The organism is Litchfieldella anticariensis FP35 = DSM 16096, assembly GCF_000409775.1.
Taxonomy (GTDB): domain Bacteria; phylum Pseudomonadota; class Gammaproteobacteria; order Pseudomonadales; family Halomonadaceae; genus Litchfieldella; species Litchfieldella anticariensis.
On the sequence record NZ_KE332392.1, the window covers coordinates 117,320 to 140,232 of the forward strand.

The window sequence follows — 22,913 nt, forward strand, 5'->3', positions numbered from 1 at the left end:
AATCGGATATTCCGATTCGGCTGCAAGCACAGAGGTTGACGTTACGTCATGCCACCGCGGTCCTCATGAGGGGAAGGAGAACTGGGCGCCTTCGCGTACCCCGGCCGACGGCCAGCGTTGGGTGACGGTCTTGCGCTTGGTGTAGAAGCGCACGGCATCCGGCCCGTAGGCGCTCAGGTCGCCGAACAAAGAGCGCTTCCAGCCACCGAAGCTGTGGTAGGACACCGGCACCGGCAGCGGTACGTTGATGCCGACCATGCCCACCTGGATGTTGTCGCTGAAGTAGCGGGCTGCCTCGCCGTCGCGGGTGTAGATGCAGGTGCCGTTGCCGTACTCATGATCGTCGATCAGTTGCATGGCTTCTTCCATGGAGCCGGCGCGGACCACCAGCAGTACCGGCCCGAAGATCTCTTCGAGGTAGCAGGTCATGTCGGGAGTCACGCGATCGATCAGGGTGCCGTCGACATAGAAGCCGTCCTCGTGGCCCGGCACCTGCACTCCGCGGCCGTCGACCACGATCTCGGCGCCCTGTTGCTCGGCGCTGTCGATATAGCCGCAGACTTTCTCCTGGTGAGCCTTGGTGATGACCGGGCCGAAGTCGTTTCCGGCGTCGGAGAAGGGGCCCACCTTGAGGGTTTGCATCTGCTCCTGCATCTTGCTGATCAGGGCATCCGCAGCCTCGTCACCCACGGCCACCGCCACGGACAGTGCCATGCAGCGCTCGCCGGACGAGCCGAAAGCGGCCCCGGTCAGGGAGTTGACCACATTGTCCATGTCGGCGTCGGGCATCACGATGGCGTGGTTCTTGGCACCGCCCAAGGCCTGGCAGCGCTTGCCGTTGGCGCTGGCGCGGCTATAGATATACTCGGCGATCGGTGTGGAGCCGACGAAGCTGACCGCTTGGACGCGGGAATCGTCGAGCAGGGCATCAACGGCTTCCTTGTCACCGTTGACAACGTTCAGCACGCCGGCGGGCAGGCCTGCTTCCAGCGCCAACTCGGCGATGTAGAGCGTTGAGGTCGGGTCGCGTTCGGAGGGCTTGAGCACGAAGGTGTTGCCGCAGGCGATGGCCATCGGGTACATCCACAGCGGGACCATGGCCGGGAAGTTGAACGGGGTGATACCGGCGACCACGCCCAGCGGCTGAAATTCGCTCCAGGAATCGATGCCGGGGCCGGTGTTCTTGCTGTACTCGCCCTTGAGCAATTCCGGCACGCCGCAGGCATACTCCACGTTCTCGATGCCGCGCTGTAGTTCACCTTTGGCATCGTGCACGATCTTGCCGTGTTCCTGGCCGATCAGCCGGCAGATCTCGTCGGCATTCTCTTCCAGCAACTGCTTGAAGCGGTACATGACACGGGCCCGCTTCGCAGGCGGGGTATTGCGCCAAGCTGGATAGGCGGCCTGGGCGGCGGCGATGGCGTCCTCGACGGTGGCTTTGCTCGCCAGGCTGACCTGGCCGGCGACCTCACCGGTGGAGGGGTTGTAGATGTCCTGGGTACGCCCTTCGCTGTCGACACGAGCGCCGTTGATCAGATGGCCAAGAGTAGTCATGTGCTACCTCGTAGTGAAACGTTGTAAGTTGAGGTCTTCAGTTCAGTTCGCCAATGGCATCGCCAAGGACATTAATAAGTCGGTCTATCTCGTCGCGCTCGACGATGAAGGGCAGGCCGAGTTGGATGGTGTCGCCGCCGTAGCGTACGTAGAATCCCTTCTCCCAGCACTTCATGGCGATCTCGTAGGGGCGGCGGGCCGGTTCGCCGGGATAGCTCTCGATCTGCAGGGCGCCGGCGAGTCCGTAGTTGCGGATGTCGCTGATATAGCGGGTGCCCTTGAGGCTGTGCAGCGATTCCTCGAAGACCGGGCTCATCTCCCGCACGCGGTCGATCAGGCGATCGCTCTCGAGCACGTCCAGCGCGGCCAACGCCGCGGCACAGGCCACCGGATGCCCCGAATAGGTATAACCGTGGGGCAGCTCCAGCATGTAGTCGGGCCCACCTTGCTCCATGAAGGTGTGATAGATATCGCTCTGGACGATGACCCCGCCCATGGGCACCGCCCCGTTGGTCAGCTGCTTGGCGACGTTGAGGATGTCCGGTACTACGCCGAATTCCTCGGCCCCGGTCATGGATCCCATGCGGCCGAAGCCGGTGATGACCTCGTCGAAGATCAGCAGGATGTCATGTTGGTCGCAGATCTCGCGCAGCCGCTGCAGATAGCCCTTGGGCGGAGGGATCACCCCGGCCGATCCGGCCAGCGGCTCGACGATTACCGCGGCGATGTTGGAGGCGTCGTGCAACGCAATCAGCTCCAGCAGTTCCTCGGCACGCTCAGCGCCGCGCTCGGGCATACCCTTGGTGAAGGCGTTTTCCTTCAGCAGGGTATGAGGCAGGTGGTCGGCATCGACCCCTTGACCGAAGATGGTGCGGTTGGCGCCGATGCCGCCCAGGCTGAAGCCCCCGAAGTTGACACCATGATAGCCCTTGGAGCGACCAATCAGCTTGGTCTTAGTGGCCTTGCCTTTCTTGCGCCAATAGGCGCGTGCGATCTTCAGCGCGGTGTCGGCACTCTCGGAGCCGGAGCCGGTGAAGAACACGAAGTCCAGCCCTTTCGGCATCAGCCCACGGATGCGATGAGCCAGCTCGAAGGCCTTGGGATGGCCATACTGGAATGCCGGTGCGTAGTCCAACTCGGCGAGTTGCCGGCTAACTGCCTCGGTGATTTCCGGGCGGCAATGGCCTGCACCACAGGTCCACAGGCCGGAGAGGCCATCGTAGATTCGGCGACCCTCGGCGTCGGTGAAGTAGCTACCCTCTGCCGCGACGATGATCCGCGGATCGCGCTTGAATTGGCGGTTACCGGTGTACGGCATCCAATAGGCATCGAGCTGCTCCGGGCTCAGACCAGCGGTCTGTGGGAATTCTTGATCTGACATGGCAGCACACCCTCTGTAGACATTGCTTTTACTATTGTTGGTGGTTCTGTAGAGGCATGCTAGACCCGGCTACCAGTAAGTTAAATCTAGAATTATTTAATCTCATGCAAGCCAGCGCTTAACTTACTTCCTCTTCGAGGCTATCCTCGAAGCAGGGCTGCATCCAGGAAGAGGAAAGACCGATGCCACTCCGCAAGGAAGCCTTGACGGGCCAACTGGGCGATGCCGACCTCCGTTTGCTGAGGATCTATAAAAAGGTGGTGGAGTGCGGTGGCTTCTCTGCCGCCGAGGTGGAGCTGAATATCAGCCGGGCCGCTATCAGCATGGCGATGAACGACTTGGAGACGCGGCTCGGTCTTCGGCTATGTCAGCGGGGGCGAAGTGGCTTTGCCTTGACCGACGAAGGCTCCGAGGTCTATGAGGCCACACAACAGCTGCTGGCGTCGGTGGAAGGCTTCCGCACCCGGGTCAACAGCCTTCACGCATGGCTCAAGGGCGAGCTCAATATCGGCATCACCGACAACCTGGTGACCATACCCGAGATGTATATCACCAATGCGCTCAGTGCGCTCAAGGAGCGCGGTCCGGATGTACGCATCAACATCCGCATGATACCGCCCAGTGACATCGAGCTGGCCGTACTGGATGGGCGCCTGCATACCGGTGTGGTTCCAACCCTCAAGACCTTGTCCGGGCTGAATTACCTGTCGCTGTACGAGGAGACCTCACAGCTCTATTGCGCCTCCGGTCATCCCCTGTTCGACGCCGAGGGAGTGACGGAGAAGCAGTTGGCGAACTGCGACGCCGTGATACCCGCCTATGCCCAGACGGCAAAGATCAAGGCACAGCATGAGCACCTCAGGTCTGCCGCCACAGCCACCGACCGGGAAGGCATTGCCTTCCTGATCTTGTCCGACCGTTATATCGGTTATCTGCCGACCCACTATGCCGAAAGGTGGGTACGCGATGGCAGGATGCGCGCCCTGAACCCTCAAAGGTGGCACTATCTCACCCATTACAGCGCCATCACCCGCAAGGGTGCCCCACCCAACCTGGTGCTGGAAAGCTATCTGGAGGAACTCGAGCGTCTGGTAATAGGCTAGATGGTATCTAAGCCCTACTTCTCGGTATCCAGAGGAATGGTTTGCATATAACGCCAAAGCTGCCGGGCCTGCGGGCTGTCACTGTCGCGCAAGCCTGCGGCAACGCCGGCCTGGTCTTCCTGCGATCGATGCTGGCCGAGTTTGGCCTTGCCATGGATCTCGTGGATACGAATCCTGAAGCCGACGATGGCGGGAAGTAGTTTGTCGCGCAAGGCATCGCTTAATGTCTCGGGATCATCGAGTAGTTCGGGTTCGTATTTGGCCAGTGTCTTGTCGAGGATCTCGTGCGTGACAGACGAATCGAGTAGTTCAAGCGTGCCCTCGATATGTACGACCGCATAGTTCCAGGTTGGCACCGCCGGTTTCTTGGCATACCAGGTGGGAGAGATATAGGCGTGAGGGCCGTTGAAGATCGTCAGCACTTCCTGGCCGTCCAGGCTTCTCCAATGGGGATTGGCCCGGGCAAGATGACCGTAAAGGGTGCCATGCTCCCCTTCATTGCGATCCAGAAGCAAGGGCAGGTGGGTAGCCTGTAGTCCCTCGCTGATGAGGACACCAAAGCTGAATTCTTCGATGAGAGCGTAGGCTTGTTCCTGGTGCATCGCCATGGAGTAGGGAATATGCATCATGTCGAAGCCTCTTGGATCAGGGTGGATAGCGCTATCCGCTGATGTCCTAGGTCATCGAAGTTGTTCGGTGATAGCCAGTGCGTGAAAGCGTTCTCCAGCGCGGGCCATTCGCTGTCGAGAATCGAGAACCAGGCGGTATCGCGATTTCGCCCAGCCACCACACGGTGCTGGCGGAAGATCCCTTCGAAGCGAAAACCCAGGCGCTCGGCGGCGCGTCGTGAGGGCGCATTGAGCGCATCGCACTTCCATTCGTAGCGACGATAGCCGAGTTCGAAGGCTCGGCGCATCATCAGCATCATTGCCTCGGTGGCGGCCGGAGTGCGCTTGAGGCGCGGCGTGAAGTGCAAGTGACCAACTTCTATCGAGCCTTCTTCGGGGTCGATGCGCAGGTAGGCGGCCACGCCCAGCGCCTGTCCGCTACCATTCTCGACGATGGCATAGAAACTCGGGTCGCGGCTGGCCGCACGTCCCGCCAGCCAGTCGTGGTATTGGGCAGTGTTTTCGAAAGGGCGACCGCCCAGATAGGTCCAACGCTCTTCCAGTCCCTCGCCGGGCGTAACGCTTGGGTCAAGAAAGGCTACATGCAGATCGTCGGCGTGACGGTCGACATCCAGCGGTTCGACCCGTACCAAGCTTCCTATCATAGGCTCGGGATCGGGAAAGGCGGCACCTTGCCAATCCGTCACCTGGCGGCCAACGGGTTGGCCGTAAGCGTTCGTCTCCGTCATGGGCAACTCTCCTCGAGAACCTTGTCGTCCACCGCCAGCGCGTAGTGATAGAACACCGTGTCGCGCTGCCATCCCAGCGACTCGTACAACCCCTGAGCGACATGGTTCTCTATCTGGGTAGCCAGCTTCAGGTGCCTGACGCCGTTGTCCAGAGCCAGGTCGCGGGCGGCATTCATCAGCGCCCGGCCGATACCACGCTGACGTGCCTGAGGAGCGACGAAAAGGTCGTTGAGAAGCCACAACGGGGCCAGGCGCACGGTGGTGAAAAGGGGATAGAGCTGCACGAAACCCAGCAACTCGTCATCTTTGTCTTCATAGACCAGCAGGTGAGAATCGCCCAACCCCAGGCGATGTGCCAGGAAGTTACGGGCGCCAGCCGGGTCCGAAGGCTGGTCGTAGAACACCCGATAGCTGTCGAGCAGTTCACCAAGGGGCTCGATATCGTGCAGCTTGGCATGACGCACTGACATGAGAAAGTCCTCCTGAAGGGTGACACCCACTCAGTCTGGAGGCATATTGGTTCCTCAATAAGAGCCAATTTTCGAGAAAATCATGGAACCGGTTATTGGTGACGATGCAGATTGGACGACCGAGGCACTGGGTATCGAGCTGGCCAGCCTGTCTTCGGCACCGCTTGCGCAGCGTCTTTATCGCGCTCTGCGTACTTGGATACAGGAGGGGCGCCTGGTCAGTGGCCAGCGGTTACCGTCTTCGCGTCGGTTGGCCCAGGAGCTGAGCTTGGGACGCAACACCGTGCTGGCTGCCATCGACCAATTAATCGCCGAAGGCTTTCTGGAAAGCCGGCCGGGTGCCGGCACCTTCATCGCAGATGTGGCGTTCGAAACCACGGCGAGCCAATCTGGCAAGACGAGTCCGCCATTGGGGCAGACGACAGTGGGCGAGGCCGAGCTATCATCGCGCGGTGTACAGCTGCTTGAATTCTGCGCCACCCTCGACAACCGCTTCGGCGCCTTTGCACCTGGTGTGCCGGCGTTGGATCGCTTTCCCTTTGAGCTTTGGCAGCGGCTGTTGCGGCGTCATCTGCATGCGACGCCCACCCAATGGCTGGATTACCAGGCCCAGGGTGGTGTACCGGCATTGCGGGAGGCATTGTGCGACTATCTGCGGCTGTCGCGCTCGGTGCGTTGTCGCCCTGAGCAGATCCTGATCGTTCAGGGGGCCCAACAAGGTTTCGAACTGCTGGCGCGCATGCTCGGCGATGTCGGCGACCGGGTGTGGGTCGAGGAACCTGGTTACAACGGTGCCCAAGCCTGTTTTAGTGCGGCTGGCTTCGACGTGGAACCGGTGCCGGTGGATGCCGAGGGCATGAGCGTTGAACGCGCTCCCGTTGGAGGAGTCTCGCCCCGCTTGATCCATGTCACGCCGTCTCACCAATACCCTAGCGGTGTCACGATGAGCCTGGCACGGCGTCTGGCACTGCTCGAAGTCGCCGAGCACCACCGCGCCTGGATCGTCGAGGACGACTACGACAGCGAGTTTCGTTATGGACAGAGGCCTATCGCTGCCTTGCAGGGGTTGGTCGATGGTGCCCGAGTGATCTATGTCGGTACCTTCAGCAAGGTGCTCTATCCGGGGTTGCGGCTGGGCTATCTGGTGCTGCCCGAGCCTTTGGTGCTGCCTTTCCGCCGCGCCAATGCGCGCCTGCATCGCGAAGGGCAATATTCGCTGCAGGCGGCACTGGCCGAGTTCATTGCCCAAGGACATTTCTCACGCCATGTACGACGTATGCGTGACTGCTATCGTCAGCGCCAGGCGCGGCTACGCAAGGCCCTGGCACCCGCAGTGGCGCGTGGCCTGACGCTTTCCGAGGGCCAGGCCGGCATGCACCTGGTAGCCTGGCTCGACGATCTGGAGACTGAGCGGACGTTGGTGGCTCGAGCCGTCGAGCAGGACATCACCCTCTCGCCGCTCTCGCGTTATTACCTGCGCCAACCGGGCCGCCCTGGTCTGGTATTGGGTTATGCCGGAGCACGTGAAGATGAGATCGAACGTGCTGGAAGTTGGTTGGCAGGTGAGTGGCTGGCACTCAGTGGAGCATGAAGATCATGCACTCCGCCTAGCGACCAGCGTGATTTCCACTCGACTATCGCCATAAAGCTTGGATGATTCGGTGCAGGTGCGAGCAGGATAGTGATCCTTGGTGAAGAATTCAGCATAGGCGGCGTCCATGTCACTGATCTCGTCCAGATCGACCAGGTGCACGTCGACCCGTACCACGTCATCCAGACGGCAGTCCGCTGCCTCCAGCAAGCGTTGGAGTTGGCGCATTATCCAGCGGGTTTCCTCGCTGACATCGCCGATCACGGTCTCGCCGCCCTGGATATCGGCTGCTGTTAACCCGGAAGCGAAGACATAGTCGTCATCCAGCACCAAGTGGCTACCGGGGAAGGCCGGGGCGGGCAGGGTGGGGTCGTTGCGATAGTCCGGCATACAGGCGTTCTCCTGCTTGTGCGATATCTGTCAGTGTAGTCGCTGCCGCATTCACCCATGTCATGGCTGCGACTCACGCCGAGAGGGGGAAGAGTCGTCTCGGCACCCACCACAGGAAAATTGCCATCCCTAGCAGTTCGACCAGTGATTGCAGCACGATGACCACGGCAGTGACTTCGAAGGATGCCGGCAGGGCCAGAGCAATGGGCAGCACCACGAAGGAGTTGCGGGTACTGAAGCTGAACGCCAATACCCGTCCTTGTCGTATGGGCAGGTGGAATATCCAGGCGAGTATTCGCGCCAGCAAGGCCGACAATGCCAGAAAAGCGATGAATAGCGGGGCGACTCTGGCCAGTATGGAACTCGAGGCCATGACGGTCTCGACCTGGGAAGTGGCGATCAGCAACACGACCAAAGCCAGAAGCGGCACCGGGAACCAGCCGAGAGCATGCAACATGGGAACTCTTTGTCGTTTGCGTGCAACCCAGGCTTGAGTCAGGAAAGCGGCCAGCAGCGGCAGCAAAATCAGCCCGACAAAGGCTTCCAGCAATTCACGCCTGGCCAGAGCCAAGGCCAGTTCCTGGCCGGAGAATGCCCAAACATAGAAGGGCAATAGCGCTAGCTGCAGCAAGAGGCTCACCGGTGTGAAGGCGATGGCATGACGCGTGTCTCCCCCTCCCAATTGGGTGAAAGCGATGAACCAGTCGGTACAGGGCACTAACAGAACCAGCATGATGCCCAGGCGAACCGCTGGAGTGGCGGGGGCGAGCTGCAACAGGCCCCAGACGATGGCAGGCAACAGCAGGAAGTTGCCGATTATCGCAACAGTGAGGAAGCGGCTATCGGACAGGGCTTCAGGGAGCTTGGCCAGTGGTACCTGAGTGAAAGTTGCATAGAGCAGCATCCCCAGCACTGGCCACAGTAACGTTTCCAGGACCTGTGGTGTCTCGGGTAGCACCATACCAATGACGAGCCCGGCGCTGATGGCTACCAGGTAGACGAGCACTTGGTAGGCCTCGAGTCGTTCCCGCGTCATGACACTGGCCCGCTCAGGCGATCGAGGCGTAGCCGTTCGCGTTCGTCGAACAGGCGACGGCTTCCCGCGGTGACGGCGGCCAGAGTGCCGAAGCCAGTGCCCACGGTAATGGTGAACATCACCAGGATCTGGTATTTCACGGCCACGGCCGGCGGGCTGCCGGCGAGAATCTGGCCGGTCATCATGCCCGGCAGGCTGACCACTCCCGCTGCAGCCATGGCGTTGATGGTGGGGATCATGCCGCTGCGCATGGCTTCGCGGCGAATGTCGCCGATGGCCTCTTGCCAGCGCTGACCAAGCATCAGGCGGTTCTCGATCACTGCGCGCTGGCGCCAGGCGGTATCGGTCAGGCGGTCCAGCGAGAGCGACACGCCGTTCATGGTATTGCCAAGCATCATGCCCAGCAGGGGAATGGCATACTGCGGCGTGTACCAGGGCTCGGGACCGATGATGACCGTGAGCGTCAGCACGGTGACCGTAAAGGACGACAGAAACATCGACAGGGTGCCGATGCCGAAGGCCCAACCGCCCAGCAGACGACGTTTCTGGCGCGCCATGACCTCGCGTCCGGCGATCAGCAGCATGGCGATGGCCATCAGCGCCACCCAGTGCAAGCGGGAGGCGGCGAACAGCGCCTCCAGAATGAAGCCGATCAGCGCGAGCTGTAGTACGGTTCGGGTGGCGGCGATCAGCAAGCTCTTGCCGACCTCCAGATGGGTCAGATATGTGCAGGCGGCCAGTGCCACTACCATCAAGGCGGCAAGACCCAGTTGCCACCAGGCCAGATCGATCACGTTCATCGCACCTCCTTGAGACGCGAACCTTCGATGCGATAGTGACGGTTGGCGACATGCTCGATCTGGCGTGAGTCATGTGCTACCCACAGTACCGGCAAACTCAACTGTCTGGCTCGCTCGAGCAGCCAGCTTTCACAACGCTGGGTGGCGGTGTCATCGAGATTGGCAGTGGGTTCGTCCAGTAGCAGGGCACAAGGAGAGAAAGACAGCGCCCTCAATAATGCCAGGCGCTGTTTCTCACCGGACGATAGCCGGCCGACTTGCCAATCGAGTGTCTCCCTGTCGAAGCCCAGCGCGGCCAGATCCTCTTGCGAGATGGGGCGAGCATGCTCGCCGACGCTCGGTGCCCACCACTGGCTCTCAGCAGGTACCAGCATCACCAGGCCACGCCATTCATGTCCCGGCAGTTGTGACTGGGCACGATCACCCAGCCAGATATCGCCGTCATGAGGCTCGAGATCAGCGATGGCGCGTAACAAGCGGCTCTTGCCCGAACCGCTGGGACCGGAAAGGCAGACGATCTCGCCCGGAGCGACGGCGAGAGTGACATCCTCCAAATGGCCAATGGATACCTTGTCGAGTCGCAGGGCGTCGGTGGTCGTCAAGCGGTAACCTCATCAATGGGCATGAGTTTACGTCCAGCATATATCGGATGATCGTAATCTATCACGCGCTTCAGTAGCCCCGAGTCAGAGTGACGCTGTCCCGTCATATCGTCAGGTGATCGTGTATCGATAGCGGAAGCTTGGCCTCGGCAAGCTGCTAGCATCATAAAGACGATGACAGGGGAGGATGAACCATGCCTCAGGCCGTATTGCTCGACATCAGCGGTGTCCTTCATGAGGATGGCGTACCGCTGCCCGGTGCAGTGGAAGCGGTGGAACGACTGCAGTCTGCGAATGTGGCTCTGCGTTTCGTGACCAATACCTCCAGAAAAACCAGTGCCGCGGTGTATGCGGAGCTGGTGGAGATGGGATTTGGTGTAGAGCATCAGCAGATCTATACCGCGCCGGAAGCAGTGAAGGCGTATTTACAGCAGCACCGACTGCGGCCCTATCTACTGATCCATGATGCCTTGGTGCCGGAGTTCGAGGAACTCGATCTTCACGACCCCAACGCCGTGGTGCTGTGTGACGCCGGGCAGCGCTTCGACTACGCCAATCTGGATACGGCCTTCCAACTGCTGGTGGAACGCGATGCGCCTTTGCTTGCGGTGGGTACCAATCGCTACTTCCGCCGCCAAGGGCGCTTGCACCTGGATGCCGGCCCCTTCGTCAAGGCCTTGGAGTATGCCGCCGACATCCATGCCGTGATTCTTGGCAAGCCGGCCAGCGGCTTCTTTCACGCCGTCTTGCATGACGTGGGGGTGGAGGCCGCCGATACGCTGATGATGGGCGATGATGTCGAAGCGGACGTGGTTGCTGCCATGGAAGCAGGGCTACAAGGATGCTTGGTCAAGACCGGCAAGTATCGTGACGGTGACGAGAAACGAGCGCCTGGGGCCAGAGTAGAGAGCAACTTGGCAGACGTTGTGGAGAAAATCCTGCAGGAGCGTCAAGGCTAGCGTCAGGAAGGGGTGTGAGGCATCAATGGGTGACCTTTATTGTATACGTCAATGTCGTGTATAAGTTGAAATTTTGTGCTCATTTAATCAATCTGTTTTGTATACATAAAAACAGTCAACCTTGGATCCCCATGAGCACAACTCACAACAGCCAATCCGTTTTCGACTTCCATGGCAAACCGCCGCTCGGCAGAGCCTTGCCTCTCTCGCTACAGCACATCCTGGCCATGATCATGGGCACGGTGACCGTGCCGATCATCGTGGTCGGAGCGGTCGGAGCCTCTCTCGCCGAGATGATGACCTTGATCCAGATCTCGTTGGTGGCTTCCGGGATCTCCACCCTGATTCAGCTCTATGGCCTACGAAGGATCGGGGCGCGTCTGCCTACGATCTTCGGGGTCGGGTTCGCCTATGTGCCGACGTTGACCGCCGTGGGGGCGGAGTATGGCCTCGGGGGCATTCTCGGTGCCCAGTTGGTGGGTGGTATTACCATGGTACTGGTCGGGTTCTATATCCAGCGGATCCGCCATCTTTTTCCTCCCGTGGTGGCAGGTACTGTGGTGCTGGTGATCGGTTTGTCGTTATACGACATCGCCATCCACTACATGGCCGGTGGCATCAACAGTGCCGATTACGGTGAACCGTCCCACTGGCTCGTTGCCCTGGCCACATTGGGGGTGGTGTTGCTCGTTTCACAGTTCGCGCGCGGATTTCTCAAGCTGGCGGCCATCATCTGCGGCATCGCGGTGGGCTATGTACTCTCGCTGTTCCTTGGCATGGTGGACTTCGATCCAGTACGCGAAGCTCCATGGTTCACGGCGCCACGCCTGATGCCTTTCGAACTGGAGTTCCATTCCGCGGCAATCATTTCCATGGTGATCATCTGCGTGATCAACTCGGCACAAACCATCGGCGACCTTTCCGCGACCTCGGTTGGGGGCATGAATCGCGAACTGAACACCAAAGAGTTGTCTGGTGGCCTGCTGGGCAATGGGGCTTGCACCGCCGTTGGCTCGTTGTTCGGGGCGCTGCCGACGTCTTCCTACAGCCAGAATGTCGGTATCGTGGCCATGACCAAGGTAGTCAGTCGATATGTGCTGGCACTGGCTGCGGTATTCATGCTCGCCGCCGGCTTGATTCCCAAGTTCGGTGCGGTGATGACCACCATTCCCTATCCAGTATTGGGAGGCGCGACGATCACCGTGTTCGGCATGATTACCATGACCGGCATCCAACTGCTCACCAAGGACGAGATGTCGTCGCGTAACATGACCATTGTCAGCTTGTCATTGGCACTGAGCCTGGGTATCTATGCCGCCCCTGAATCCATCGAACGGTTCCCCGAGCTGGTGCAGATGGTGGTAGGCGGTTCGCCGATCGTCGTCGCCGCGTTGACCGCCTTCACCCTTAACCTGCTGCTACCACGTGTAACCCTGGCTGATGAAGCGAGGGAGCGGGAATTGGTGGCGGAAAAGATGAATGAAGATACCCCCGTTGAGGGGGCCGAACGCCGCCTGTCATGAGGACCTGTCATCAGGAAATCAAAGGCGCCATCTTGTAGGGTGCTCCGGCTTGAGCACACCGTTCTCATCCCAATCGTCCCAACCGGTGAAGGGAATCGGTGTTTCTTCTTCCAGGCTTTCCAAGCGACGTGCCCAGTTCGCCTTATCGGCCTCGAGCTGGGCACGAAAGCTTTCTTCCTCTTGGTAGCTGAGCCCACCGCCTTGCACGCCATAGTGGATCTGTGGCGCTATCACGTCCATGCCCAAGTAGTAGAGCGAGCAATGGATCGGCCACATCAGTGACACGATGTGGCCACTGCGACCGTGCAGCGAAAAGGTGGGTTCCGGCGCACCGGTGGTCACCGAGCAGATTACCCGTTTGCCAGGGAAGCGGCCGCGATCGTAGCGCATGCTGCCGCTATAGATCCCCCCGTAGACGAAGATCCGGTCGAACCAGCCCTTGAGCATCGCGGGCTGGGCATGCCACCACAGGGGAAATTGCAGGACCACCAGGTCGGCACGTTCCAGACGTGCGATCTCACGCTGCACATCGGCAGGCAGGATTCCTTCTCGAAAGCTATACCGCTGTTCCGTCAACGGTGCGAACGATTCAGTGTCGGCCCTCTTGGTGAAGTGTGCCGGGTGCTCGACGGGATCAAAGCCTTCGGCGTAGAGATCGGACACCTCCACGCTGTAGCCGAGGCGCTGCAAGGTCTCCATGGCGATGTCTTTCAGGGCGCCATTGAACGAATGCGGTTCGGGGTGGCAGTAGACGATCAGTGCATGCATGGAGTCACTCCCTTGGTGTCTTGTTAGGAACTACCAAGCTAGACTTTGCGTAAGTGAAATAACATTCCTCATCAATGACAATGAACTTTGCATGAATGAACAGCGAATCCAGTGGGAAGATCTCCGGATCGTGCTGGCGATTGCCGAGACGGGGTCGTTATCTGGCGCGGCACGGAAGCTAAGGCTGAGCCATGCCACGATATTTCGACGCCTGGGAGATATCGAACGACGTCTAGGAGTCGCCTTATTCGAGCGCTTCCGCAGTGGTTATGCAGCAACTACCGCCGGTGAGGACTTGGCCGCTACGGCTGCACGTGTCGAAGAAGAAGTATTGAGCGCCGAACGACGCGTGGTTGGACGAGACTTGCAGTTGTCGGGCTCGGTACGGGTAACGACGACGGATACGTTGCTGATGGGACTCCTGACGCCGATATTTGCCGATTTCCGCCGTGCCCATCCGGATATCATGCTGGAGGTTGTCGTATCCAACCAACTCTTCAACCTCTCCAAGCGCGATGCCGACGTGGCGGTGCGCCCGTCGTCGGCACCGCCGGAGGTATTGGTAGGGCGCCGAGTCGGCAGTATCGCCCAGGCTGTCTATGGTCGTGTCGGTGTGTATGGCGATCGGCAAGGTTATGATGCCGATTGGGTAGGGCCGGATGCGCATCTGGGATATGCTGCGTTGGATGCCTGGATGGCGGATAACGGGGTGGATGGGCAATGTCGTTATCGTGTGGACAGCATGCTGGGCATGTTCCAAGCGGTGCGAGCCGGGATGGGTCTGGCGGTATTGCCCTGTTACCTTGCCGATGCCGACAGTATGTTGACGCGGGTCAGCGACCTTATCCCGGAACTCTGTACCGATCTATGGTTGTTGACCCATCCCGATCTTCGCCGGGTGGCGCGCATTCGCGCCTTACTCGATTTCGTCGCAGAAGCGGTCAGGGAGCAGGAGGGCATCCGCTAAGTTTAAATAAATAGCTATACCTATGTCGGCGAGCCGATATGCTAAGGAATTTCAATTTCTATGGCCATACGAATTTGTGAATATGGGTATAAATTTGCTTGATACATTTTTTGAGTCTAAATAATGGTTGCTTTTTTACCTTTCTGCTCATGATAAGTGATATTGTGTAGCTCAATGATTTTAGGCTTGTTCTTTACAATTTCAAAAGATATTGATAAATATCTCTTGGCTGGCATGAGGGTTGATCTATTGTGTGGAGATGAGCTTTGACTTCCCGTGTGAATAATGGTCATGTCGTTTCGTATGATGATGAATCTCTCGTGCTCGTCGATAGTGATGATCGCGAGATTGGTTTTTGTTCAAAAGCTGATGTACATAAAGGTGACGGCCTGTTGCATCGTGCATTTTCACTGTTTGTCTTTAATTCAGCGGGAGATCTCATTATCCAGAAGCGTGCAGTGAACAAGCAGCTATGGCCAGGTTTCTGGTCAAACACCTGCTGCAGCCATCCGCGTCGTGGCGAAAGCATGGAGATCGCCACACAACGACGATTGAAGGAAGAAATAGGGATTCAAGCTCCACTTTCCTTCTTGTTCAAATTCCAATATCAGGCAAGGTTTGGTGACATTGGAGCTGAAAGTGAATTGTGCTGGGTATATGTCGGCTATAGCGATGAAGTGCCCAATTTCAACAGTAGCGAAGTGTCTGAAATTCGGTATCTTTCTCCGGAGAGACTGGATAATGAAATGAGCGATAACCCAGACATTTTTACACCATGGTTCAAGATGGAGTGGCAGCGAATAAGGCGTGACCACTCTGATGTAATGGAGAATCGAGGACAAAACGACTATTAAAGATATAGTGAATGATAGGTGGCGTGTGTCGGGAGGCCCAGGGATGAGGCGGCATTATATTCTGGGAACCACGGCAAGTGGGAAAACATCGGCTTCAATTTCATTGGCCGAAATGGTGAATGCTCCCGTTGTGGTGCTGGACCGAATACAGTGTTTTCAGGAGTTGTGGACTGTCAGCTCGCGTCCCCAAGATTCTGAATTGGGGGCGACCAAGCGGTTCTACCTTGATGATCGTGAAATATCTCATGGGAATTTAGGTGTGGAAGATGCGTACACTAAACTAGTGAATATTGTTGATAAACTTTCGAATTATCATTCGTTTGTCATTCTTGAGGGAGGCTCGGTATCGCTTTGCCGCCTTATTGTGGAACGTGCCGAGTTATGCCGTGGTTCCACGGTCGAAATACGCTGGAATAATCCTGATGATCCAGCTTATGTTCAGAAAATCAGGGAGCGTGTAGTGCAGATGATGGAGCCTCGAGTTGACCGAAGATCGATTGTCGATGAGCTAAAATACGCATGGGATTATAAGGAGCAACGAGATTTCATTACATCAATATGCGGGTTTGATGGTATACTGTCATGGTGTGATGATAATAATTTCCACATCGAAGATGTTGATTTCGAGTGTCTCCCTCTATCAGCTATTGGAGAAATTACCGACCGTGTGGCCGAGTCACATCGGAAATACGCTAGGACCCAATTTGAGATGCTAAATATAATGGAACAAGCGATGATCGCTACTGGAGTGAAAGTTGTCAGATAAGCTGGTCAGGAAAACTAGATATAACGGAAGGTCCACGGTTAGTAAGACACGGTCCACAACCTATTGAGGAGCGGTTTGCTGCCAGTTGAGAGAAGTGGTGTCTCTTCACAAGCCTGTTCTAATTATCAGTTTTGATAACGAGCGGATAATCAGACTGTCTTTTTGCCATTCGTATGCATTGCTATCTGCCAGTTTAATGCAAGGGTAGCAACGTAGCATTACTTCACAAACTGCTTCCGCTTGAAGCTGGGCAAGTATTTGGCCTACACATTGATGCATTCCAACGCCAAATCCTAATTGCTTCCTGCTGTTCTTTCTTGCAATATTGAACGTGTCGGGGGAATCGAATACTGAGCCATCTCTATTGGCAGCGCCAAGGCAAAGAAGAATATTGTCGCCGGCCCTGAATGTCTTTCCATGCAGATACATCTCTGTTGTAACCCGGCGTCGAGTCATCTGTAAAGGAGGTTCAAAGCGCATGACCTCTTGAATGCAGTTGTGCAGTAATTTTGGTTGCTGTCGCAGTTTTTCCTGTTCAGCAGGATAACAGGCTAGAAGCAAAAACACATTACCGATCAGTGCCGCAGTCGTTTCACTCCCTCCACCAAAAGCCGTGATGCAGTCAATGGAGTAGTCTTGGGCGTTTCTCTTGTCACACGCATCGTTAAAGCTTTCAAAAAATAAAGATTTTTCTGACGATGAGGCTATGCGCGAGTAGTGTGAAGTGAAAACAGAGTTGAGGCGATCTAAAGCTTTGGCCAGTGCATATAACCCCTTCTTATTTATGGCACTTGGGTCAAGCAAGAGTCGGCTGTTATCACCTTCCTGATTAACAATCTCCATCTCTTCCTGATTCAGGTTTAGCCATCGTGAAAAAACGCTGTACCATAGTGGACTTGCAATATGATAGATGATATCTACCTCTTGCCGATCTTTTATCGCGCCGAGTATCTTGTTGACTTCCATTTTTATTATCCGCTTCAGTTCGTCAAAGTATTCGCCACTCAATGCTCTTATCATCGATTTCTTATGACTGTCATGCCGCTCCCCTTCTTCAAAGAGAAGGATGGAGCGAATGATGTCCTGTAGCTCATCAGGGATGACTATAGACTCTTTTTCAAATTCATCTATCAAGCTATCGGAGATGCCTGATGTAACAAGATTTTCATGTCGGAGGCAGTGTTGAATATCATCGTGGCGTGTGAGTATCCATGTATTCCCTATACGATAAACAGGGAAATTGTTGGACATTTCCTTGTAGGTGGAATATGGGTCTTTATTGAATGATTCTGACCTCGGATTGAACCTGAATCCTTTACTTAATACAGTCATCGATTCCTCGGCTTTATTTCCAGTATTCGAGTGATACCGTCTTAACACACTGGGGAATCGAATATAAATTGAATTGCGTGATGATACTTATTGTAAGGTGGTATATACGTGAGCCATTTTCGACAGAAATCGTGATCGACACCAAGTATCACTGACCGCGCTGGGTATTGAGCGACTGCTTGGCTTGGCAGGAGGAGGGCCAGTGGCACCCGGGCTCTATTTTCCCGAGGTATTGATCGACCCGTCCTACTTCGTCTGTCGCCTGGAAGAGTTCGGAACTCGTATTACTGTGACGCCTAATGGTATAGCGCCTGTAGATACCTACGCGATGTCCCTGAGAACGGTTAGCTCGGGGTTGTTGCCAGCGCCCACTTCACGGCTTCTTCCGCATGGATGGTGGTGGTGTCGTAAAGCGGCACGGTCGTATGTTCCTGTTGCACTAGTAGCGCGATTTCCGTGCAGCCGAGGATCACCGCTTCGGCGCCTCGTTCGCGTAGGGCATCGATGATCTCGAGGTATTGCTGCCGCGATGCCTCAGAGATTCGACCAAGGCAGAGCTCGGAATAGATTATCTGGTGCACGATGTCTTGTTCTGGCGCGGTGGGTACCAGGACGTCGATGTCATGGCCCTCGGCAATTCGGCCCTTGTAGAAGTCCTGTTCCATCGTGAAGCGAGTGCCTAGCAGACCCACGCGTTTGATACCGTCATTGGCAAGCCGTTGCGCTGTGGCATCGGCGATGTGCAACAGGGGAATGGAGATCGATGCCTCGATCCGGGGCGCGACCTTGTGCATGGTGTTGGTACAGATCAGCAGGAAGTCGGCGCCGCCGGCTTCGACCGAGCGTGCCGCGTCGGACAGAATGTCCGCCGTCGCTTCCCATTCGCCTTCGTGCTGGAGTCGCTCGAGTTCCGCGAAGTCGACGCTATACAGGCAGATCTTGGCCGAGTGCAGGCCTCCCAACGCGGCTTTCACGCCCTCGTTGAGCGCTTTGTAGTAGCTTGCCGTGGATTCCCAGCTCATACCGCCGAGCATTCCGATGGTTTTCATGGAGCATCCTTCTCCTTATTCCTCGATTTCCCATGATGGGTTCCAGGCCACCTCCCATAGGTGTCCGTCGGGGTCCTGAAAATAGCCGGCATAGCCGCCCCAGAAGGTTTCGTGCGCAGGCTTGGTGACCGTGGCACCAGCGCTTTGCGCTTGTGCCATCACGGTATCGACGTCTTCTCGCGAAGTGACATTATGTGCCAAGGTGAATTCGGTTGCACTAGGCGTGCCTACGGGCACATCCGCATCATTGCCTATGCAGCGGCGTGGCCAGATCCCCAGCTTCAGCCCGCCCTGCAGGTCGAAGAATGCTACGGCCCCATCGCCTTCCTCGAACTCCTCGCCGACGATACCTGGCGTTTCCAGACCGAGTCCATCGCGATAGAAGTGCAGTGCGCGTTCCAGGTCATCGACGCCTAATGTGATCAGCGTGATACGTGGTTGCATGGCAAGCTACCCCCAGTTCGTGGCAAATCATCACCGGATTCCGGGTAAGGTGAAATTCAGAGTAGATCAAGTTGTCTCTGAGGGTAGCGCTCTGCGTCCTTTTCTTCATGCAACCCAGGTACATCGTGCGAGCGCCTTTTATATATATGGAGGGCAGCTTCCTTTCGCGAGTTCTCTTTTTAAGTCCAGCGGATGGCATGAGCGTGTGAGAGATAGCAATTTATGAGGGCCGATCCTCTGGCTTGTCCGGGTTGCGCAGGTAAGCGAGCCAGTACACGCCTGCGACCAGCAGGGTACCTCCGACGATATTGCCGGCGCTGACCACTACGAGATTGCTGAGCGAAGCCGTGAGCGTTACCGTGCCTTGTTCATCCAAAACGAGGCCGAGGGGTAGGAAGAACCAGTTGGCGATCGAGTGTTCGAAGCCCAGGGTCACGAAGGCGCTGATAGGCAGCAGAAGAGCCAGGATCTTGTCGGTAACGCTGTGACCGCCCATCGCCAACCATACCGCCAGGCATACCAGTACATTGCACAGAATGCCACGGGCGAAGGCTTCACTCAGCGGTAGGTCCGCCTTGGCACGGACGATCTGCAGTGCCGTCTCCCCCACGGCGCCACCGCCAAGACTGGCGATATCGGCCCATACCACCAGCATTACCGTACCCAGGCAGCCAATCACATTGCCCAAATAGACCAGCCCCCAATTCCTCAATACCCCGCGTGTACTGATCAACTGGCTTGCCCAGGCCATGGCCAAGAGGTTGTTGCCAGTGAACAGTTCTGCGCCGCCTATCACTACCAGCACCAGGCCGAGGCAGAAGCTCAGGCCTCCAAGCAGGCGGGTAACCCCGAACCCCAGACTGGAGTCGGTAACGACCATGGTAAAGAACAAGGCGCCAAGGGAAATGAAAGCACCGGCGAGCACTGCCAGTACCAGCAACGTCAAGGCGTCCGCACGCGCCTTGGCCACGCCCATGCTTTCCACTCTCCGCGCTATCTGATCAGGCTGATAGGCGTCGCCAAACAGGTTCCCTTTGTCCATCGCGTAAGCCCGCTTATGTCGGAGAATTGTTTTCCCTCACTATAGCGGGTCATATGTCGTACTCATCATGACGCCGGTTCCACACGTACGGTGCCGTTTGGGGCCAACCTTCGGGCGAGTCTTCCCACGTCTCCTGACGACCGTACGCGGTCAGGTCCAAATAGGTCCAGTGACTGCCCAGGTATTCGACGCCGCGTTTGCCAGTGAAATACGTCCTGTAGATATCGTTACCGTTGCGCAGGAAAACGCTCACGCCATGCTTTTCACCGCGATCGGCGCTGGGGTCATCCTTGTTGCCCGTTGTGACGCCCATGTCGAAGTTGAAGTCGCTATCGTATGAGGAATACCAGGTCGGATGTATCCATCCCATGCGTGCCTTGTAGCGTTCCAGCTTGTCGAGCGGAGCGCGCGATATCATGACAAAGGAGGTATCGCGGGCATGCAGGTGGGCAGGATGGGTCATGGCGTCAGCGACCCACGAGCAGCCATCGCAGCCGGCTTCCCAGTCGGGCCCAAACATGAAGTGATAGACGATTAGCTGTCGGCGGCCTTCGAAAAGTTCGAGCAGGCTCACCTTGCCCGATGGTCCTTCGAAGACATACTCCTTTTCTACCTTCACCATCGGAAGCCGACGACGTTCCGCGTTCAATTTATCGCGAGCGCGGGTCAGCGCCTTTTCCTTGGCGATCTGTTGCTCGAGTGCGGCCCGCCACTCGTCCATCGAGACGATGGGGGGTAGGGGATTGCGGGAATCGTTCACTGCTGGTTCCTCCCGTTGCGCTGCAATGTGATGCGCCATCGGTAATCCTCCTCCATACGTTCGAACACTGGCCAGAAGGGGGGCGGGGTACGTCCCTCCAATACCTCGAGCAGAATGGCGAGATGGGTATGCCAACCTCCGGCCACGTCGACCAGGGTATCGATGTCGCCGAGCCGGCGGTGGGTCAGTACCAGCCGCACCTGGTCGCCTTCCTCGCTGAGCTCGAAGGTCACCTCAGACGGTTCCTCGTTGCCGCCACCCCAGGTCATTACCAGTACATGGGGCGGTTCGAAGCGACGGATTTCGTGTTGGGTGGTGCAGCCACCCTCGAAATTGCGGAAACGCTCCGGTGCGGACGCTTGCTGTGGCGACAGGTTGGCATGGTCGAAGTGCAGGGCAAAGGCGCTGCCCGGTCGAGGTTCCATGGTGCCGGCGGCGAGCCACTGGGCGCGCTTGTCGGATTCGGTGAGATAGGCCCATACGCGCTCGATGGGGCCGGGAAGCAGACGCTCGAAGCGGATTGAGGTCAAGTCGAGTAATCGGCCGTAGTTATCGTCGCTCATACCCAGCTCCTTTATTTGATGTCGTGCTCTCTATCTTCGGCATTCAGCGCTGCCTCCAATGCGTCCAGACGCTTGCTCCAGAAGCTTTCGTAGAAGCGTAGCCACTCGTCCGCCGCGGCAAGCGGGTCCGGATTGAGCTGGCAGAAGTGAGCTCGACCCTCTACACGGCGATGGATCAAGCCCGCCTGTTCCAATACGCGCACATGCTTGGAGGCCGCTGCGAACGACATCGAGAAGGGCGAGGCCAACTCGCCGATCTTCCTCTCGCCTGAGGCGAGGTTCTTGAGCATTGCCCGTCGGGTCGGGTCAGCCAGGGCGTGGAAGACCCGATCCAGGGTTATCGTCTGTTGTTCAACCATATGGTTTAGATAGAAGGTGAAGGGCTGTTTGTCAACCATATGGTTGAACAAGATCTGAAAGCGGTGCCAATTGGCCTTCCCGATCACGGCTGCGGATCAGATCGCATGCCCAAGGCAGTGCCTCTGGATACTCCTTGCCGTCCAGGATGAACTCCTGCCCTCGCGCCGCCGCACTCAGCTCGGTGTGATCGGTGTGTTTTTTCCAGCGCTGCCGGTTGGCGTGGTAGGTCAGGGGCGTGCGTCCATCCTCCGGATAGCACCAAGAGGGAAGCCGCCAGGTGGAGGTCTTGGCTGCGTGAGGCGCAGTCAGTTGCAAGTCTGGTGAGGCGTGTGGGAAGACACCGGAGCCCGGCAGCGCATCGCTTAGTCCGTCAAAATGCAGCCGTCGGCTCGCCAGGTAGATCACGTTGTTGGGATCGCCGTGTCGCTGGAAGTGAGGATGATATTCCGCCCACTCATAGTTTCGGAGAGGTGATGCCCCGAGTTTTAATACCTCCGCTACTTGTAGCCAGCCCCAGATGACATGGCACGGGCGAGACTCGGGAGCCCAGCGCCAGACCCCATCGCGGTGTTCGACGCGCCTGAAGAGCCCGAAGAACAGGAAGAGATCGCCTGGACCGACCCCGTGGTTGCGCAGGTGTCCCTGCGCCTGCCCGGCTTGCCCGAAGATCGGCCGCCAGCCGGGTTGGCGGGGAAGCATTTCGCTTATTAGGTCGGGATCGAGATGGGCGCCGTCGTCCAGTGTGACCTTGCCCTTGGTGAGCTGGCCGACGAGGTCGCCAAGTGAGCTCTCATCGTAGACGATATCCCGGTAGCGGATGACCGATTTTCCATCCGGGATTGGCAGGGCGAGCATCCGCTTATCCGGAAAGATGGGGCTGGGCACGCCCCCGGCGGAGGAGTCGAAGCCTTTACGGCTAAGGATCAGTTTCAATCCTTTCTCCCACTGTCAGAAACTCTCCTGACCGGTTGCTTCTCCGGTCAGAGCCAACCTACCCGACAATTAGTAGCGCGACATACGATACAAGGTTAAATAGCAGAATACAGATTTTGTAGATCGCCATCCCTCCATAGTGAAGTGCATCGAACCTTTCAATGGAAAAATGGAGCCATCGGGAATGGAGTCGGTGGCTTGCCAGTCGCTCGGGCTGTGGTGGAGCGAGGTGGGAAAGTGTGGTCTGGTATTGGTGATTGCTATGGATCCGATAGGAAGTTTTTCGCTTTACCTCAATCTAACTTTAGG

26 protein-coding genes are annotated in these 22,913 nt (G+C 57.5%); 7 read left to right on the forward strand and 19 right to left on the reverse strand.

What is annotated here, in order from left to right:
• Positions 1 to 63: 63 nt before the first annotated feature.
• Together L861_RS16085 and aptA are read right to left on the reverse strand one after the other, a co-directional pair.
• Positions 64 to 1,554: a CoA-acylating methylmalonate-semialdehyde dehydrogenase gene (locus L861_RS16085; RefSeq protein ID WP_016417690.1), complete on the reverse strand. Its 1,491-nt coding sequence runs from the start codon at positions 1,552 to 1,554 to the stop codon at positions 64 to 66.
• Between the two features lie 37 nt (positions 1,555 to 1,591).
• Positions 1,592 to 2,935 carry an omega-aminotransferase AptA gene (aptA, locus tag L861_RS16090; protein WP_016417691.1) on the reverse strand — a complete coding sequence of 448 codons (1,344 nt, stop codon included), beginning with the start codon at positions 2,933 to 2,935 and terminating at the stop codon, positions 1,592 to 1,594.
• A gap of 182 nt (positions 2,936 to 3,117) precedes the next feature.
• On the opposite strand from aptA, the gene L861_RS16095 reads away from it, so the two are divergent.
• On the forward strand, positions 3,118 to 4,038 hold the full coding sequence (locus L861_RS16095) for a LysR family transcriptional regulator (protein WP_016417692.1): 921 nt from the start codon (positions 3,118 to 3,120) through the stop codon (positions 4,036 to 4,038).
• A 14-nt stretch (positions 4,039 to 4,052) separates the two neighbouring features.
• Here L861_RS16095 and L861_RS16100 read toward each other — a convergent pair whose 3' ends face one another.
• From L861_RS16100 to L861_RS16110, 3 genes are read right to left on the reverse strand one after another with little or no spacing between them, the layout of a single operon-like run.
• Positions 4,053 to 4,667 carry an FMN-binding negative transcriptional regulator gene (locus L861_RS16100; RefSeq protein WP_016417693.1) on the reverse strand — a complete coding sequence of 205 codons (615 nt, stop codon included), beginning with the start codon at positions 4,665 to 4,667 and terminating at the stop codon, positions 4,053 to 4,055.
• Complete coding sequence (locus L861_RS16105) at positions 4,664 to 5,395, reverse strand: GNAT family N-acetyltransferase (protein ID WP_016417694.1); 732 nt, start codon at positions 5,393 to 5,395, stop codon at positions 4,664 to 4,666. The genes L861_RS16100 and L861_RS16105 overlap by 4 nt, the downstream gene beginning before the upstream one ends.
• Positions 5,392 to 5,865 (reverse strand): GNAT family N-acetyltransferase, encoded by a 474-nt coding sequence (locus tag L861_RS16110; protein WP_016417695.1) that lies wholly within the window; start codon positions 5,863 to 5,865, stop codon positions 5,392 to 5,394. Before L861_RS16110 ends, L861_RS16105 begins: the two co-directional genes overlap by 4 nt.
• A gap of 82 nt (positions 5,866 to 5,947) precedes the next feature.
• Between L861_RS16110 and pdxR the strand changes: the two genes are divergently transcribed.
• A complete protein-coding gene (gene pdxR / locus L861_RS16115; RefSeq protein ID WP_016417696.1) occupies positions 5,948 to 7,456 on the forward strand; it encodes a MocR-like pyridoxine biosynthesis transcription factor PdxR in 1,509 nt (502 codons plus the stop codon).
• A 3-nt stretch (positions 7,457 to 7,459) separates the two neighbouring features.
• Here pdxR and L861_RS16120 read toward each other — a convergent pair whose 3' ends face one another.
• The 4 genes from L861_RS16120 to L861_RS16135 all read right to left on the reverse strand — a co-directional run bounded on the left by L861_RS16120 (position 7,460) and on the right by L861_RS16135 (position 10,284).
• A complete protein-coding gene (locus tag L861_RS16120) occupies positions 7,460 to 7,846 on the reverse strand; it encodes a RidA family protein (protein WP_016417697.1) in 387 nt (128 codons plus the stop codon).
• Between the two features lie 73 nt (positions 7,847 to 7,919).
• Positions 7,920 to 8,882 (reverse strand): arsenic resistance protein, encoded by a 963-nt coding sequence (locus L861_RS16125; RefSeq protein WP_016417698.1) that lies wholly within the window; start codon positions 8,880 to 8,882, stop codon positions 7,920 to 7,922.
• Positions 8,879 to 9,682 (reverse strand): ABC transporter permease, encoded by an 804-nt coding sequence (locus L861_RS16130; protein ID WP_016417699.1) that lies wholly within the window; start codon positions 9,680 to 9,682, stop codon positions 8,879 to 8,881. The genes L861_RS16125 and L861_RS16130 overlap by 4 nt, the downstream gene beginning before the upstream one ends.
• Positions 9,679 to 10,284 carry an ABC transporter ATP-binding protein gene (locus L861_RS16135; protein ID WP_016417700.1) on the reverse strand — a complete coding sequence of 202 codons (606 nt, stop codon included), beginning with the start codon at positions 10,282 to 10,284 and terminating at the stop codon, positions 9,679 to 9,681. Before L861_RS16135 ends, L861_RS16130 begins: the two co-directional genes overlap by 4 nt.
• 194 nt (positions 10,285 to 10,478) lie before the next feature.
• Here L861_RS16135 and L861_RS16140 point away from each other — a divergent pair, with 194 nt between their 5' ends.
• A complete protein-coding gene (locus tag L861_RS16140) occupies positions 10,479 to 11,243 on the forward strand; it encodes a TIGR01458 family HAD-type hydrolase (protein WP_016417701.1) in 765 nt (254 codons plus the stop codon).
• 131 nt (positions 11,244 to 11,374) lie between these two features.
• Positions 11,375 to 12,766 (forward strand): uracil-xanthine permease family protein, encoded by a 1,392-nt coding sequence (locus L861_RS16145; RefSeq protein WP_016417702.1) that lies wholly within the window; start codon positions 11,375 to 11,377, stop codon positions 12,764 to 12,766.
• A gap of 18 nt (positions 12,767 to 12,784) precedes the next feature.
• Here the strand turns inward: L861_RS16145 and L861_RS16150 are convergent, their stop codons facing one another.
• Entirely contained in the window at positions 12,785 to 13,534 is a 750-nt protein-coding gene (locus L861_RS16150) for an NAD(P)H-dependent oxidoreductase (protein ID WP_016417703.1), read from the reverse strand.
• A gap of 91 nt (positions 13,535 to 13,625) precedes the next feature.
• On the opposite strand from L861_RS16150, the gene L861_RS16155 reads away from it, so the two are divergent.
• The 3 genes from L861_RS16155 (at position 13,626) to L861_RS23685 (ending at position 16,121) form a co-directional block, all read left to right on the forward strand.
• Positions 13,626 to 14,501 carry a LysR family transcriptional regulator gene (locus tag L861_RS16155; RefSeq protein WP_016417704.1) on the forward strand — a complete coding sequence of 292 codons (876 nt, stop codon included), beginning with the start codon at positions 13,626 to 13,628 and terminating at the stop codon, positions 14,499 to 14,501.
• Positions 14,502 to 14,767: 266 nt separating this feature from the next.
• Positions 14,768 to 15,355, forward strand: a complete 588-nt coding sequence (gene idi, locus L861_RS16160; protein ID WP_016417705.1) for an isopentenyl-diphosphate Delta-isomerase — start codon at positions 14,768 to 14,770, stop codon at positions 15,353 to 15,355.
• A gap of 43 nt (positions 15,356 to 15,398) precedes the next feature.
• Positions 15,399 to 16,121 carry an isopentenyl transferase family protein gene (locus L861_RS23685; RefSeq protein ID WP_016417706.1) on the forward strand — a complete coding sequence of 241 codons (723 nt, stop codon included), beginning with the start codon at positions 15,399 to 15,401 and terminating at the stop codon, positions 16,119 to 16,121.
• 105 nt (positions 16,122 to 16,226) lie between these two features.
• Here L861_RS23685 and L861_RS16170 read toward each other — a convergent pair whose 3' ends face one another.
• From L861_RS16170 to L861_RS25325, 9 genes are all read right to left on the reverse strand, one after another.
• The gene (locus L861_RS16170; RefSeq protein ID WP_027948076.1) at positions 16,227 to 17,453 is read right to left on the reverse strand and encodes a cytochrome P450; all 1,227 of its coding nucleotides are present in this window, start codon (positions 17,451 to 17,453) and stop codon (positions 16,227 to 16,229) included.
• 344 nt (positions 17,454 to 17,797) lie between these two features.
• Complete coding sequence (locus L861_RS16175; protein ID WP_016417708.1) at positions 17,798 to 18,502, reverse strand: aspartate/glutamate racemase family protein; 705 nt, start codon at positions 18,500 to 18,502, stop codon at positions 17,798 to 17,800.
• 15 nt (positions 18,503 to 18,517) lie between these two features.
• Complete coding sequence (locus L861_RS16180) at positions 18,518 to 18,946, reverse strand: VOC family protein (protein ID WP_016417709.1); 429 nt, start codon at positions 18,944 to 18,946, stop codon at positions 18,518 to 18,520.
• Positions 18,947 to 19,166: 220 nt separating this feature from the next.
• A complete protein-coding gene (locus L861_RS16185) occupies positions 19,167 to 19,988 on the reverse strand; it encodes a formate/nitrite transporter family protein (protein WP_016417710.1) in 822 nt (273 codons plus the stop codon).
• Between the two features lie 49 nt (positions 19,989 to 20,037).
• Positions 20,038 to 20,787, reverse strand: a complete 750-nt coding sequence (locus L861_RS16190; protein ID WP_051149360.1) for a DUF899 domain-containing protein — start codon at positions 20,785 to 20,787, stop codon at positions 20,038 to 20,040.
• Positions 20,745 to 21,311, reverse strand: coding sequence for an SRPBCC family protein (locus L861_RS16195; protein ID WP_016417712.1), 567 nt, complete (start codon positions 21,309 to 21,311; stop codon positions 20,745 to 20,747). The genes L861_RS16190 and L861_RS16195 overlap by 43 nt, the downstream gene beginning before the upstream one ends.
• An 11-nt stretch (positions 21,312 to 21,322) precedes the next feature.
• Positions 21,323 to 21,709, reverse strand: a complete 387-nt coding sequence (locus tag L861_RS16200; protein WP_016417713.1) for an ArsR/SmtB family transcription factor — start codon at positions 21,707 to 21,709, stop codon at positions 21,323 to 21,325.
• Positions 21,702 to 22,604, reverse strand: a complete 903-nt coding sequence (locus tag L861_RS16205) for an Nmad3 family putative nucleotide modification protein (RefSeq protein WP_021029215.1) — start codon at positions 22,602 to 22,604, stop codon at positions 21,702 to 21,704. Before L861_RS16205 ends, L861_RS16200 begins: the two co-directional genes overlap by 8 nt.
• Positions 22,605 to 22,662: 58 nt before the next feature.
• Positions 22,663 to 22,902, reverse strand: a complete 240-nt coding sequence (locus tag L861_RS25325) for a DUF6868 family protein (RefSeq protein WP_371828298.1) — start codon at positions 22,900 to 22,902, stop codon at positions 22,663 to 22,665.
• Positions 22,903 to 22,913 lie beyond the last annotated feature (11 nt).

Coding starts and splice junctions, on each gene's coding strand:
- L861_RS16150 (WP_016417703.1), bottom strand. CDS start 13,534: ATGCATGCACTGATCGTCTACTGCCACCCCGAACCGCATTCGTTCAAT.
- L861_RS23685 (WP_016417706.1), top strand. CDS start 15,399: ATGAGGCGGCATTATATTCTGGGAACCACGGCAAGTGGGAAAACATCG.
- L861_RS16100 (WP_016417693.1), bottom strand. CDS start 4,667: ATGATGCATATTCCCTACTCCATGGCGATGCACCAGGAACAAGCCTAC.
- L861_RS16095 (WP_016417692.1), top strand. CDS start 3,118: ATGCCACTCCGCAAGGAAGCCTTGACGGGCCAACTGGGCGATGCCGAC.
- L861_RS16180 (WP_016417709.1), bottom strand. CDS start 18,946: ATGCAACCACGTATCACGCTGATCACATTAGGCGTCGATGACCTGGAA.
- L861_RS16130 (WP_016417699.1), bottom strand. CDS start 9,682: ATGAACGTGATCGATCTGGCCTGGTGGCAACTGGGTCTTGCCGCCTTG.
- L861_RS16085 (WP_016417690.1), bottom strand. CDS start 1,554: ATGACTACTCTTGGCCATCTGATCAACGGCGCTCGTGTCGACAGCGAA.
- L861_RS16110 (WP_016417695.1), bottom strand. CDS start 5,865: ATGTCAGTGCGTCATGCCAAGCTGCACGATATCGAGCCCCTTGGTGAA.
- L861_RS16125 (WP_016417698.1), bottom strand. CDS start 8,882: ATGACGCGGGAACGACTCGAGGCCTACCAAGTGCTCGTCTACCTGGTA.
- L861_RS16170 (WP_027948076.1), bottom strand. CDS start 17,453: ATGACTGTATTAAGTAAAGGATTCAGGTTCAATCCGAGGTCAGAATCA.
- L861_RS16145 (WP_016417702.1), top strand. CDS start 11,375: ATGAGCACAACTCACAACAGCCAATCCGTTTTCGACTTCCATGGCAAA.
- aptA (WP_016417691.1), bottom strand. CDS start 2,935: ATGTCAGATCAAGAATTCCCACAGACCGCTGGTCTGAGCCCGGAGCAG.
- L861_RS16175 (WP_016417708.1), bottom strand. CDS start 18,502: ATGAAAACCATCGGAATGCTCGGCGGTATGAGCTGGGAATCCACGGCA.
- L861_RS16120 (WP_016417697.1), bottom strand. CDS start 7,846: ATGCCGGACTATCGCAACGACCCCACCCTGCCCGCCCCGGCCTTCCCC.
- L861_RS16155 (WP_016417704.1), top strand. CDS start 13,626: ATGAATGAACAGCGAATCCAGTGGGAAGATCTCCGGATCGTGCTGGCG.
- L861_RS16105 (WP_016417694.1), bottom strand. CDS start 5,395: ATGACGGAGACGAACGCTTACGGCCAACCCGTTGGCCGCCAGGTGACG.
- L861_RS16140 (WP_016417701.1), top strand. CDS start 10,479: ATGCCTCAGGCCGTATTGCTCGACATCAGCGGTGTCCTTCATGAGGAT.
- L861_RS16190 (WP_051149360.1), bottom strand. CDS start 20,787: ATGGCGCATCACATTGCAGCGCAACGGGAGGAACCAGCAGTGAACGAT.
- L861_RS16185 (WP_016417710.1), bottom strand. CDS start 19,988: ATGGACAAAGGGAACCTGTTTGGCGACGCCTATCAGCCTGATCAGATA.
- pdxR (WP_016417696.1), top strand. CDS start 5,948: ATGGAACCGGTTATTGGTGACGATGCAGATTGGACGACCGAGGCACTG.
- L861_RS16195 (WP_016417712.1), bottom strand. CDS start 21,311: ATGAGCGACGATAACTACGGCCGATTACTCGACTTGACCTCAATCCGC.
- L861_RS16200 (WP_016417713.1), bottom strand. CDS start 21,709: ATGGTTGACAAACAGCCCTTCACCTTCTATCTAAACCATATGGTTGAA.